The organism is Pseudomonas sp. PHC1 (assembly GCF_046487845.1).
In the GTDB taxonomy this organism is placed as follows: domain Bacteria; phylum Pseudomonadota; class Gammaproteobacteria; order Pseudomonadales; family Pseudomonadaceae; genus Aquipseudomonas; species Aquipseudomonas sputi.
On the sequence record NZ_JBJXHJ010000001.1, the window covers coordinates 58562 to 71012 of the forward strand.

Consider the following 12451-nt stretch of genomic DNA (forward strand, 5'->3'; position numbering starts at 1 on the left):
TGAAATTTCACTACTTTTTTAACTTGAGATGAGACGAGAAAGCGCTGGGGGCTTTTTCAGGCCGACTAATTTAGGGGAGCGCGGCGGCGTTGTCACGGAGCAAGGGGCCGGCGGTGCCGATTATTTATCCGGATGATTTGTGTCGAGCAACCCGGCACCGCGAGCGCTCTGCCTTATTCATTGGCGATAGCGTTCTCCGGTAGTCGCCGGGACGCCAGAGCACGCAGTGTCCAGTAGAGCTTCAACGAGCGGGTGCTGATCAGGCCGCCCAGGAACCCCGAAATAATCGACTTGAGCAACAGCAGGTCCGGGGACGCGGAACGCTCCGGATGCACGTCATGCTGATAATTGAAGTAGTAGTTCGCAGAAAAGAACATCAGGTACATGATCAGGATTTTTACTGTGCCCGGCATGATCAGTCCTGTCGCAGAGTCGTCAAGCACCACGCCCCGCCGGGAGAACACCAGCCATGCCGAGAAACCGCCCAGCAACAGCGCGCCGAGCCAGATGCTGAAAAACAAGGCCGGGTTGATCGACAGGTTCAGGGAGTACAGCGACCACGCCAAAAACGCCGGGGGGGTTATCAGCATCGAGGCACGGCTCTCACGGCGGGGAGAGAACGCCTTGATGCCGAAATAAACCAGCAGCAGAAAAATCAGGTAAACCCGTATCGGAGTGTTTTGCAGAATCGTGAGCATTGCGCAGCATCCATGCTGGAAAAGGAGGAGGGTGGAGCATAGCCGGGGTCACCGTAACCGTCGGCTATTTCAGCCGCAAACGCTCCATCGCAATCATCGACGTTTCAAACCCCAGGCTGGCGAAAAACGCTTCCGCACCTTCGCGCCCGGCACGCAGGACCCAGGTAATGTCGCGGTTATCGCCCATCACATGTTCAACCAGCGCCCGCCCAATGCCCGTGCGCCGATGTTGCCCGTCGACCACGACCATCGACAGGTAACCGTTGGAGATCCCATCGGTGATGCCACGGGCGAAACCGACAATCTGCTGGCCGTTCAATGCAATGGCGGTGCGTTGGGCGTTCTGGATGAGCTGGGCGAAATGTTCGGCGGTGCCGGTGCGATGGCCCCAGCCGTGCGCCTCCAGAAACTGCCTTGCCGCCTCCACTTCCGTGGGCAGGAGGTCGCGTATTGAGATGTCTTTGTTCATTCGTTGATTCCGTCCCTGGTGTATGTCCAACAGTAGTTGCGTTGCTTACGGTCTGCCCCACATCTGCATGGCGAACTCGACGAAGCGGCGCAGTTTCGGCAGCCGATAGCGATCAGGCGCGTAGAGCAGATGCATCGGGCGGTTCGGTGGCTGGTAGTCCGGCATCACGACGACCAGTCGGCCGACGTGCAGGTCCTGTTCCACCAGCGCGTCCGGCAGCATCACGATGCCCATGCCGGTGCGCGCGGCCTGATGCAGGCCGGCGGAGCTGTTGATCAACATTGGGCCTTTGACATCGACCATGATTTCGCCGTCCGGGCCGCTGAGGCGCCACTGCTTTTCCACCGATTGCCAATCATCGCCGGCGGGGTAGGCGAAGGACAGGCAGTCGTGCTGGCGCAGGTCTTCAGGCGTGAGCGGCATGCCGCGTCGGGCTACGTATTCCGGGGAGGCGCAGACGGTCAGGGTGTAGTCGATCAGGGGACGCGCGATCAGGTTGGACTGGTCGAAGTGGCCCAGCCGGAAGGCCACGTCGAGACCGCTTTCCAGCAGATCCGGGCGGCGGTTGGTCAGGATCACGTCGAGTTTGACCTGCGGACATTGCAGGGAAAACTCACTGAGCGCCGGGGCCAGGCGTTCGACGCCAAAGGTCAGCGGCGCGGTCACCCGCAGGATGCCGCGCGGTTCATCCAGCGTCTGCTCGGCGAGGCGTTCGGAGTCGGCAACCAGACCAAGCACTTCCAGGCAGCGCTGGTAGTAAACGCTGCCGAACTCGGTCAGTCGCTGGCGACGGGTGGTGCGTTGCAGCAATTGCACACCGAGCCGTTGCTCCAGCGCCCGCAGGTGATTGCCCACCATGGTCGTGGACATTTCGCACTGCAGCGCGGCCGCCGTCATGCTGCCGGACTCCACAACCTTGACGTACACGCTCATCGACTGGAACAGATCCATTATCAAGCCCGGCTTTTAAATGATTGAAGTTTTGCCGAGTTTATCCAGTTCAGGTGGATAACCATACTGCCAGCCTCTCTCACCTCGCTGGAGTTTGCCGACATGACCGCCGCCCTGATGAACACCTATCAACCGCTGGACTTGAGTTTCATCAAAGGCCTGGGCACCCGACTTTGGGATCAGGCGGGCCGCGAATACCTGGATGCGGTGGCGGGCGTGGCGGTGACCAATGTCGGCCACTCGCACCCGCGCATCGTGTCGGCAATCAGCGAGCAGGCGGGCTTGCTGCTGCACACCTCCAACCTCTACAGCATCGACTGGCAACAGTCGCTGGCGCAGAAGCTGACGCGGCTGGCGGGGATGGAGCGGGCGTTCTTCAACAACTCCGGTGCCGAGGCCAACGAAACCGCGTTGAAACTGGCGCGTCTGTACGGCTGGCGCAAAGGCATCGAACAGCCGCTGGTGGTGGTGATGGCCAACGCGTTTCATGGCCGTACTCTGGGCACCTTGTCCGCCAGCGATGGCCCGGCGGTGCGCCTGGGTTTCAATGAGTTGCCCGGGGATTTCGTCAAGGTTCCGTTCGGCGATCTTGAGGCGCTGGCGCAAGTGCAGCGCAAACATGGCCAGCGGATTGTGGCGATGCTGGTCGAACCGATCCAAGGCGAAAGCGGCGTGCAACTGGCACCGCCCGGCTACCTCAAAGCCCTGCGCGAATTGTGCAATCGTCACGCCTGGCTGCTGATGCTCGACGAAATCCAGACCGGTATCGGCCGCACCGGTCGCTGGTTTGCATTCCAGCACGAAGGCATCGTTCCCGACGTCATGACCCTCGCCAAGGGCCTGGGCAACGGCGTGCCGATCGGCGCCTGCCTGGCACGGGGCCGGGCGGCGGATCTGTTCACACCCGGTAGCCACGGCAGCACCTTCGGCGGCAATCCACTGGCGTGTCGGGTGGGGTGCACCGTGCTCGAGATCATTGAGGAACAAGGCCTGCTGGAAAATGCCAGGGTCCAGGGCGAGCGCTTGCTGAGCCGCTTGCGCGCAGAGCTGGCGGACAATCCGAATGTGTTGGCGATTCGTGGGCAAGGGCTGATGATCGGCATCGAACTCAAACAGCCGATCCGCGACCTGACATTGATTGCCGCGCGGGATCATGGATTGCTGATCAACGTCACGCGCGGCAAGACGATCCGGCTGCTGCCGCCGCTGACGATTGATGAGCGGGAGGTGGAGATGATTGTCAGAGGGGTGGCGCGAGCGCTGGGCGAGAGCTGATTTTCCCGCTTGCGCCTGAAATGGCTGCCGTTTTTTCGGCAGCCATTTTTTGCTTAATCAGGATAATCCGACAAATCCGGCGCCAGCATCCGGGTCTTCGGTGCGCCATTCGAGTTGTGCTGGATGATGTCGTTTGGCTGCCCCTGTTGATTGAAAAAAACCTGGCCGATTCCCGCCGAATTCCACAACCGTTCGCCCGCTTCGGCGTGTTCCGGTACGTACGGGACGATGCGCATGCGGCGGCGTTTGGTCAGCCAGTTGAGCGGCGAGCGCGGTGAGTAGAGCCAGCGGTTGAGGCGGTCGAACCACTCCAGCAGGGTCGGCGGGAATTCATTTTTGATGCCGCTGCTGGTGATCTGCCAGATGCGCGGGCCGGCCTTGCGGTGTCGGATCAGGACTTCGTAGACGAAGGAATAATGCACGTCGCCTGACAGCACCACGTAACTGCCCGGTGTACGCGAGTGTCGGAAAATGTTCAGGATCACCTGGGCGGCGCCGCGATGGGCCATCCAGTTTTCGGCGTCCACCAGCAGTGGATAACCGCACCAACTGAATACTCGCTGCACGGTTTCGATCAGCTTCACGCCGAAGATCGGTGCCGGCGAGACGATGATTGCCGAAGGATGGTCGAGCAGTTCCTGTTGCAGTTCGCTCAGGGCTTCCCAGTCCAGCAAACCCGACGGTTGCTTGAGCGCCATTTCGCTGCGCCAGCGTCGGGTGCGGGTGTCGAGCACCACCAGCGCCGGGCGAGTCGGCAATACGAAATGCCACTGCTGAAAGTGCAGCAGTTCCTCAATCAATCCGTCCTGCACGGGCGCGTCGAGATAGTGGTCGTCACCGCTGGCGCTCAGGCCGCGGGTTTTCTCCAGCACCGCGCTGAATGCATCCGGATTGTTGCCCCAGCCCTGACACAACATGTAGGCGATCAGTGCGTTGCCGATGATGCGTTTGGAGAACGGGTGGCCGTAGGCCGTTTCCTCCCATTGCGCGGACAGGTTCCAGTCATCGGTGATGTCGTGGTCATCGAAAATCATCAGGCTCGGCAGGTGCGCCAATGCCCGGGCCACCTGGCCGAGGCCGGCCTTGAACCCGTCGATGCGGGTCTGTTCGAGGGCGTAGCGCTTGAGGCGTTCTGGCGTCAGCGCTGGCGGCTGCGGATTGACCAGTGCCCAGGGTGTTGGCGACCACACCAGCAAATACATGGCCATGACTTCGGCGAACGTCACGAGGTGATTGTCAGCGCTGCTGCTGGTGAAAATTGGCTTGCGCGCACCACCGAAGAAACGGTCGCGCAATGTCTCGTTGCTCTCAAGCGCCGGCAGCAGATCGGCACGGTGATAGTAGCTGGCCGGGTGCTCGTAGAGTTTCGCGCTGTCGCTGACCACCGCACCTTCGAGGTGCTCACCCAACAGACCGAGGCACTCGATCAAGGCATGAATCGCCCGCAACATCGGACCGGCCACATCGTCGGCGTAAACCTGATCACCGCTCATCATCAGCAAGGCGGGTCGTTGTTGAGGATCGCTTTCGGCAGCCAGCAACCGGTCAACGCAGAGCAGGCCGTCGGCGGCCGGGTGATGGGGCTTGCGGCAGGAGCCGTGGAGCAACTGGTCGATGCGCGAACGCAGGACGAAGTTCGGGCAGGTGGCGTCGTCGTAGAGCAGGTGTGGCGCCCAGTCGGCGATGGGCTGCTGGCCATCGATCAACAGGTCGTAGTCGATGCGAGTGTCACAGGGCAGGGCGGTTTCGAGGGGGACATCGATCAGGTGAACAAACGCCCGGGTACCTACCGGAATGACCGTGCATTTCCCGCTATCGAGAGGAATGTTTCCTACGCCTTGCAGGCGCAAGGTCAACGACAGCTCGCGGCTGCCGACCAGCCAAAACACTACGCGCGTCGGTTCCAGTCGGCGCAGCAGTGGCCCGGCCAGAACGGCAGGCAACGGGCTCAGGTCATCAGGTGTCGGAGGCATCGGGGGAAAAGCTCAAGGCGCACAGGCCGGCGATGATAGCGCAGCCAGCGCCTCGAACCCTTAAACCAGGCTTAAGTGCCGGTTTTTTCCAGCTTCAGCGCGAGCAGGCGCCATTCGGCCGGCGTCGCGTCGACACGTGGCTGTTCCTGTACGGAGCAGTCGAAGCGGTACGTCACATCGTCGCCATTCATGTTTCGCGCGGTGACGGTGTTGCTGAAGGAGTAAACCTGATCCTTGAAGCGCTGCGGCGTGAGGCTTTTACTGTCGGCAAACCGGGCAGATGCGGGGAAGCGCAAGGTGCTGGTCACGAACGGGCTGCACATGACATACGCGAGCATCGATTTGTCGCCTTGGGCGTCGGCGCGCAGTTTTTTGCTCAGCGCCGTCAGGGCCTTGCGCCCCTGATCGTCACTCTGATCGATCACGGTTTGCACCGACAGCGTCTTCGGTGCGCGACTGGCGTAGTTCGGCAGCAATGCGGAATCCGCTGGAGAGGGCTTGTTGTCCGGCTCGATCGCGGCAAACGCCGGCGCGTCTTTTAGCACGGCGGGGCTGGCAAGCGCCTCGGCTTCCGGCAGCAACGAGGTCGGCTCGGCTTGCTGCTGTGCCACAACGTTTTCAGTCTGCGCGGCTTCGTAGCGATGCGCCGACGGGAACAGTGAAAAGGTGATCGCCAACACCACCATCGAAACAATGAAACCGCCTGCTACACCGACCAGGTTGGCGTAAAACAGATTCCAGCTACCGCGGTTTTTCACCACCCAGCGCCACATGAAACCCCAGGCCGCGACAAATGCCAGAAAACGCAGAAACTCCATTCGATCCTTTCCTTTAACCTGCCAGAACGCTCAAGGCAGCATGCGTCGAGCCCGCTGCAATAATGGCCAGCAAGATAGCAAAAACAGTTAAAAGTTGAGAGAGATGAAAACCAGAGTCGTCACGCCGCAGGCGAAGCCACAGATGGCGCCCAGCAGTTGACGTGCGACCGAGTGCTCCGGTTGCGGGCGGCGGGCGATCCATATCCAGACAGCGGCAAAGGCAGAAAGGGCGACAGGGTTTTCATCGAGCACTTTCCTTAACCGACTTCAGTGCGGAGCGACCGTCCAGTTACTCAATCCTGAGTGGACGGCGTGATAGCAAAATAGTAGCGTCGCGCCATTCCTCATCACCGTAACGGATTACATATGCCCATTTCTACCTTGGTCTTTCGCCTGCTCTACGCGACCACCCTCGCTGTCGTGATGACCCCGGCGTATGCCGACGACTGGGAAGAAACTCCGGAGGAGGCCTGGAAGGGCTACCTCTCCGATTGCCAGTACATGCAGCGGGCAATTACCAATCTGCAGAACGGTAGTCAGACTGCAAGAGATTCCATGCTCTATATCGAGAGCCCTCTGCGAACCCTTTCGGTACATCGTAAACACCTAGATCCCTCAAAACTCGGTTCCCCCGATTACGCTCGCTGCGAAAACCTCATCAACCAAGGGAAAGATATCGTTGCCAAGGAGCGCGCTGTATACGACGACGAGATCGCTCAGCATCTGCAACACGCGCAGACCGAACACCGGAACTCCCCGGAATACAAACGCGCTCGTGCTCTGGGTTTCACCGACGTAGGCGAGATAGGTCAGCTCGACGAGCACGCAGAGCTGGATGGCGAAGAGAATCTGAAGACGTTGATGATCACAGTCGATTTTGGATGCGGCCGGCATTTTCGCGCCGCGCAATACAATAAACCTTATGTGATCTACACCGTCGGTGCGCCGGATGGCACATGTGTCCACCATAGAAACGTCGCGGTACTGAACGGTAAGAGGGTGGACAGGGGCGACAACATTGACCGGGACGGGATCTTTCAGTACGTCGGGTGGAAGGAACTGGAGGGAGCGGATGGGTTTCCCGTCGACATTCGAGTCGTCAAGGAAATCGACTGATCAGCCAATATTTTTCTTCGTCCGACGGATAGAGGAGCTGCGCATCCAGCTGCTCCATCGAGCGTGTCTGTTTTTGAAATACAAAACGCCCGATGCATTGCATCGGGCGTTGGGTTGAACAGGTGTAAGCCTTTTTCAGGACCGGACACCAGCCTCGGCGGCAGTGGACGGCAAAATAGCAGCGTAGCGCCTCTTGCTCATCGAGCCTATAAGCTTCCGATCAGTTCGAAGCGCAGATCCAGCAACTTCCAGTCGTCAAAACCTACGTTCATGGATGGCATAGCCTGCAGCGTGCATTCGAAGCGATAGGTCAGATAGTTTCCCGCAGCGTCCTGAATCTTCATCAGACTTGTGCTGGTATAGATCTGATGTTTGAAACGCAGAGTCAAGAGTGCTTTATCGTCGGCAAACAAGGCCAGTTCCGGCTGACGCAGCGCGCTGCGTATAAACGGCTCGCACATCTGGAACGCGATCAGTCTTTTGTTGGCGTCCGGCCCGTCAATGAGCCCTTTTCGCAACTGCGCATGAGCCAGAGTCTGTTGCGCAGTCATCCCTTGAACCGTCGCCAGCTCGGAGCGGGTTGTCGGTATTTCATTGAGATAGTCTTCCACCAGACCGGACTTGAGTGGTTCTGGCGTAATACCAGGCGCACCGGCGACATACTCGGGCAATGCCTCCCCGGTCGAAGTATTGGCAGAAACCGCAGGGCCTGATTTGCCTTGCATGGTCAATTCCAGCAGTCGCCATTGGTCATCCTTGATCCCGTTGCCCGAGACGAACTGCACAGCGCAGTCGTAGCCAAGACTGACCATCGTGCCTTCCATGTTTTCGCCACTGATCCTGCTGATGAGGAGGTAGGTCTGGGATTTGTAGGCGTCGGATCGAAATTCCTCAGTCTCGTCGAACGCGGCGGAATCCGGAACGCGTAGCGTGGATTTTGCCGCTGACCGACAGATCAGCCCCGCTAGACCTCCATTGATCCCGTTGACCATATCTGCGTTGGCTCGCCATTGCGCGTATTGGCTTTTCCACTGTGGATCGAGATTGGCGGAAAGCAGCGGTGTAGACAGTCGTGGATAGCGTGGGCTGTCGGTCGGCAGCAACGGCGACGTCGCAGCGGATGCACGACTGACCGGCTTGCGTGGGACAAAGGTCCTTAGCTGGCTTTCGTTCGCGATTTGCGGCTGAGCGCCGCTGGATGTCGCGGGGGTGGGTTTCTCGGGCAGTAGTCCGCTGACGGTAACGTACACGACGGCCGCCACGATAAACCCGGCAATCACGCCGGCGAAGTGGCCGAAAGGTACCGGCCAGGTACCGCGATTCTTGACGACCCAGGCCCACATGCCTGCCCAGACCGCCAAAAACATCACGATCAACGATGTCTCCATCCCATCCATTTCCTTTCGTTATTTCGTGCCAGCACTTCAAGTCGATCCGCCGGTTGCGGGCGGCAAGATAGCAAAACAGTCACGCGTCCAATCACGTGTGGGGGAAGTAATTCACAGCAAGAAACATCAGGGTCGCCATGCCGGCGGCCAAGCCACACACCGCGCCGAGCAACTGACGTGCAACCGTATGTTCGGGTTGACGGCGATTGGCAATCCACAGCCATACCCCCGCCAGAACGCCCGCGCTGGTGATGAACACCACCAGGCTGCGATTCAGGTTGGGTGTCGCCATCGACGTACCAATGACGGCGTCGTAAATCAGCGTGAACACAATGCCGGTAACCACGCCACTTCCGGCGCCGGCAAGGTTGGCCAGCAACAGGTTCCACTCACCCCGTTGCCTCACCACCCATAGCCAGGTCCCAGCCATCACCAGCAAGCACAACACAGCATCCATTTTGGTTTATTCCCGAGTGCGCGATACAGAGGCGGTTGACAAGCCTCTGGCGAGTGGGCGGCAAGATATCAAAATAGAAGCTTTGCGCCACTTTGTTCATCTGCGTAGCTTAAAGAATGTCCTTCAAATAACCCTTGAGCGCGAGGAGCGGCTGATCCAGTTGCTCCAACGATTGCGCCTGGCGGAAGTCGGTCGACAACTTGTGCAGTTCCCGCCCCAACGGTTTCTCGACGCCACCCAAGGCATCCATCGCCAGCGCCAGGCACTCGTTCATCTTGAACTGGATCGTCTCGACATCACCCCGGCGCACCAGCAATTCGAACACGTCTTTCTGATAGTCGCCCATGACCATGTCATCGCGCAGGATCGGGCTCAGGCCTTCTTCCTCGTACGCAAGTTTGAGAGAGAACAGGGCGACGGTTTCCAGTGACGTTTCCATGCGGTGAACCTGTGTAAGGTCTCGCCGGGACGGCCAGCGGCACTTTCCGACAGACGAAAAAAAAGGCCTTGCTCAGCAAGACCTTTCTTAATTTTGGTGCCCCGAGGGAGACTCGAACTCCCACTCCTTTCGAAAACGGATTTTGAATCCGCCGCGTCTACCAATTCCGCCATCAGGGCTCAATGGCGGCGAAGTATAGAGAGGTGCCTACCGTTGGTCAATCACGTTTCATGGTCAATTTTCGATATTTCCGCTAGACTTTCCGGCCCTGCTAGACGAACCCCATCATGCGCGTTGCTGACTTTACCTTCGAGCTTCCTGATTCGCTGATTGCCCGCCATCCCTTGGCCGAGCGTCGCGGTAGTCGCCTGTTGACCCTGGATGGGGTCAGCGGCGCCCTGGCACACCGTCAATTCACTGATTTGCTTGAGCATTTGCGCCCTGGCGATCTGATGGTGTTCAACAATACCCGGGTGATTCCGGCGCGCCTGTTCGGGCAGAAGGAGTCCGGCGGCAAGCTGGAAATCCTCATCGAACGCGTGCTCGATACCCACCGCGTGCTGGCCCATGTGCGTTCCAGCAAGTCGCCGAAACCGGGTTCGAAGATCCTGATCGACGGCGGCGGTGAAGCCGAGATGCTGGCGCGTCACGATGCGCTGTTCGAACTGGGGTTTGCCGAAGAAGTGCTGCCGCTGCTCGATCGTGTCGGGCATATGCCGTTGCCTCCTTATATAGATCGCCCGGACGAAGGTTCGGATCGCGAGCGCTATCAGACCGTGTATGCCGAGAAACTCGGCGCGGTGGCGGCGCCGACCGCCGGGCTGCATTTCGATCAGACGCTGATGGAAGCGATCGCCGCCAAGGGCGTCGAGACGGCCTTCGTCACGCTGCACGTCGGCGCCGGCACGTTCCAGCCAGTGCGCGTGGAGAAGATCGAAGATCACCACATGCACACTGAATGGCTGGAAGTCGGTCAGGACGTGGTCGATGCCGTCGCCGCTTGCCGTGAGCGTGGTGGTCGAGTCATCGCGGTCGGCACCACCAGCGTGCGTTCGCTGGAAAGCGCCGCCCGCGATGGCGTGCTCAAGCCGTTCAGCGGCGACACCGACATCTTTATCTACCCGGGCCGGCCGTTCCACGTGGTCGACGCCCTGGTCACCAATTTCCATTTGCCCGAGTCCACGCTGTTGATGCTGGTCTCGGCGTTCGCCGGTTATCCGGAAACCATGGCCGCCTACAAAGCCGCGGTCGATAACGGATACCGCTTTTTCAGCTACGGTGATGCGATGTTCATCACCCGTAATCCCGCGCCGCGCGGCCCAGAGGAAACAGTATGAGTCGCACCTGTCGTATGTCTTTCGAGTTGCTTGCCACCGATGGCAAGGCTCGTCGTGGTCGTCTGACCTTTCCTCGTGGCACCGTCGAGACTCCGGCCTTCATGCCGGTGGGCACCTACGGCACGGTCAAGGGCATGTTGCCGCGTGACATCGTCGCCACCGGCGCGGAGATCATTCTGGGCAACACCTTCCATCTGTGGCTGCGCCCGGGCACCGAAGTGATCAAGGAGCACGGCGACCTGCACGATTTCATGCAGTGGAAAGGCCCGATCCTGACCGACTCCGGCGGTTTCCAGGTGTTCAGCCTCGGCGCCATGCGCAAGATCAAGGAGGAGGGCGTGACCTTCGCCTCCCCGGTCGACGGTTCGAAAGTGTTCATGGGCCCGGAAGAATCGATGCAGGTCCAGCGCGACTTGGGTTCGGACATCGTGATGATCTTCGATGAATGCACGCCGTACCCGGCTGACGAAGACGTTGCCCGTGTGTCCATGGAGCTGTCGCTGCGCTGGGCCCAGCGTTCGAAGAATGCCCATGGCGACAACACCGCGGCATTGTTCGGCATCGTTCAGGGCGGCATGCACCAGGACCTGCGCATGCGTTCGCTGGAAGGCCTGGACAAGATCGGTTTCGACGGCCTGGCCATCGGCGGTCTGTCGGTGGGCGAGCCCAAGCACGAAATGATCAAGGTGCTGGACTACCTGCCGGGCATGATGCCGGCTGACAAACCTCGTTACCTTATGGGCGTTGGCAAACCGGAAGATCTGGTTGAGGGTGTGCGCCGCGGTGTGGACATGTTCGATTGCGTGATGCCAACCCGTAATGCCCGCAACGGGCATCTGTTCATTGATACAGGCGTGCTGAAGATCCGTAACGCGTTCCATCGCCATGATGATTCGCCGCTGGATCCGACCTGCGATTGCTATACCTGCCAGAACTTCTCCCGCGCTTATCTGCATCATCTGGACAAGTGCGGCGAAATGCTCGGCAGCATGCTCAATACCATCCACAATTTGCGCCATTATCAGGTGCTGATGGCTGGTTTGCGCGAGGCTATTCAACAGGGTACATTGGCCGCCTTTGTCGATGCCTTCTACGCCAAACGCGGGCTTCCCGTTCCGCCTTTGGACTGAGTTTTCTGACCCCAAGATTCAACATTTGCAACTGGAGTGCTAAATGAGCTTTTTTATCTCTAACGCCATGGCTGACGCGGCTGCACCGGCTGCAGCACCTATGGGCGGCGGCTTCGAGTGGATTTTCCTGGTCGGCTTCCTGGTCATCTTCTATCTGATGATCTGGCGTCCACAGGCCAAGCGTGCCAAAGAGCAGAAGAACCTGCTGAGCAGCCTGCAGAAGGGCGACGAAGTGGTCACCACCGGCGGCATCGCCGGCAAGATCACCAAAGTGGCCGATGACTTCGTGGTTCTGGAAGTTTCCGACACCGTGGAAATGAAATTCCAGAAGGGCGCCATCGCCGCCACGCTGCCAAAAGGCACGCTGAAAGCGATCTAAGGTTCCAACTTCTACTCAATC

The 12451-nt window shown here is 59.5% G+C and carries 13 protein-coding genes and 1 tRNA gene; 5 read left to right on the forward strand and 9 right to left on the reverse strand.

The window, feature by feature from the left end; genetic code table 11:
- Window positions 1-173: 173 nt before the first annotated feature.
- The 3 genes from ACKJSM_RS00305 to ACKJSM_RS00315 all read right to left on the reverse strand — a co-directional run bounded on the left by ACKJSM_RS00305 (window position 174) and on the right by ACKJSM_RS00315 (window position 2118).
- Entirely contained in the window at window positions 174-698 is a 525-nt protein-coding gene (locus ACKJSM_RS00305; RefSeq protein ID WP_410236360.1) for a hypothetical protein, read from the reverse strand.
- Between the two features lie 64 nt (window positions 699-762).
- The gene (locus ACKJSM_RS00310) at window positions 763-1167 is read right to left on the reverse strand and encodes a GNAT family N-acetyltransferase (RefSeq protein WP_410236361.1); all 405 of its coding nucleotides are present in this window, start codon (window positions 1165-1167) and stop codon (window positions 763-765) included.
- A gap of 45 nt (window positions 1168-1212) precedes the next feature.
- Complete coding sequence (locus tag ACKJSM_RS00315; protein WP_410236362.1) at window positions 1213-2118, reverse strand: LysR family transcriptional regulator; 906 nt, start codon at window positions 2116-2118, stop codon at window positions 1213-1215.
- Between the two features lie 102 nt (window positions 2119-2220).
- On the opposite strand from ACKJSM_RS00315, the gene ACKJSM_RS00320 reads away from it, so the two are divergent.
- On the forward strand, window positions 2221-3393 hold the full coding sequence (locus ACKJSM_RS00320) for an aspartate aminotransferase family protein (protein ID WP_410236363.1): 1173 nt from the start codon (window positions 2221-2223) through the stop codon (window positions 3391-3393).
- Between the two features lie 53 nt (window positions 3394-3446).
- On the opposite strand, the gene ACKJSM_RS00325 is transcribed toward ACKJSM_RS00320, so the two are convergent.
- Window positions 3447-5366 carry an alkaline phosphatase D family protein gene (locus ACKJSM_RS00325; RefSeq protein WP_410236364.1) on the reverse strand — a complete coding sequence of 640 codons (1920 nt, stop codon included), beginning with the start codon at window positions 5364-5366 and terminating at the stop codon, window positions 3447-3449.
- Between the two features lie 71 nt (window positions 5367-5437).
- The gene (locus tag ACKJSM_RS00330) at window positions 5438-6184 is read right to left on the reverse strand and encodes a hypothetical protein (protein WP_410236365.1); all 747 of its coding nucleotides are present in this window, start codon (window positions 6182-6184) and stop codon (window positions 5438-5440) included.
- Window positions 6185-6550: 366 nt separating this feature from the next.
- On the opposite strand from ACKJSM_RS00330, the gene ACKJSM_RS00335 reads away from it, so the two are divergent.
- Window positions 6551-7300: a hypothetical protein gene (locus tag ACKJSM_RS00335; protein ID WP_410236366.1), complete on the forward strand. Its 750-nt coding sequence runs from the start codon at window positions 6551-6553 to the stop codon at window positions 7298-7300.
- 206 nt (window positions 7301-7506) lie between these two features.
- Here the strand turns inward: ACKJSM_RS00335 and ACKJSM_RS00340 are convergent, their stop codons facing one another.
- The 4 genes from ACKJSM_RS00340 to ACKJSM_RS00355 all read right to left on the reverse strand — a co-directional run bounded on the left by ACKJSM_RS00340 (window position 7507) and on the right by ACKJSM_RS00355 (window position 9763).
- On the reverse strand, window positions 7507-8688 hold the full coding sequence (locus ACKJSM_RS00340) for a hypothetical protein (protein ID WP_410236367.1): 1182 nt from the start codon (window positions 8686-8688) through the stop codon (window positions 7507-7509).
- Window positions 8689-8779: 91 nt separating this feature from the next.
- Window positions 8780-9145 (reverse strand): hypothetical protein, encoded by a 366-nt coding sequence (locus ACKJSM_RS00345; protein WP_410236368.1) that lies wholly within the window; start codon window positions 9143-9145, stop codon window positions 8780-8782.
- Between the two features lie 109 nt (window positions 9146-9254).
- Window positions 9255-9584: a hypothetical protein gene (locus tag ACKJSM_RS00350; protein ID WP_039765674.1), complete on the reverse strand. Its 330-nt coding sequence runs from the start codon at window positions 9582-9584 to the stop codon at window positions 9255-9257.
- 94 nt (window positions 9585-9678) lie between these two features.
- Window positions 9679-9763, reverse strand: a tRNA-Leu gene (locus tag ACKJSM_RS00355).
- Between the two features lie 108 nt (window positions 9764-9871).
- Between ACKJSM_RS00355 and queA the strand changes: the two genes are divergently transcribed.
- The 3 genes from queA to yajC are packed head-to-tail and all read left to right on the forward strand — an operon-like array spanning window position 9872 to window position 12430.
- Window positions 9872-10921 (forward strand): tRNA preQ1(34) S-adenosylmethionine ribosyltransferase-isomerase QueA, encoded by a 1050-nt coding sequence (queA, locus tag ACKJSM_RS00360; RefSeq protein ID WP_134020471.1) that lies wholly within the window; start codon window positions 9872-9874, stop codon window positions 10919-10921.
- A 14-nt stretch (window positions 10922-10935) separates the two neighbouring features.
- On the forward strand, window positions 10936-12051 hold the full coding sequence (tgt, locus tag ACKJSM_RS00365; RefSeq protein ID WP_161794909.1) for a tRNA guanosine(34) transglycosylase Tgt: 1116 nt from the start codon (window positions 10936-10938) through the stop codon (window positions 12049-12051).
- A gap of 43 nt (window positions 12052-12094) precedes the next feature.
- Window positions 12095-12430, forward strand: a complete 336-nt coding sequence (gene yajC / locus ACKJSM_RS00370) for a preprotein translocase subunit YajC (RefSeq protein ID WP_007956696.1) — start codon at window positions 12095-12097, stop codon at window positions 12428-12430.
- Window positions 12431-12451: the final 21 nt, after the last annotated feature.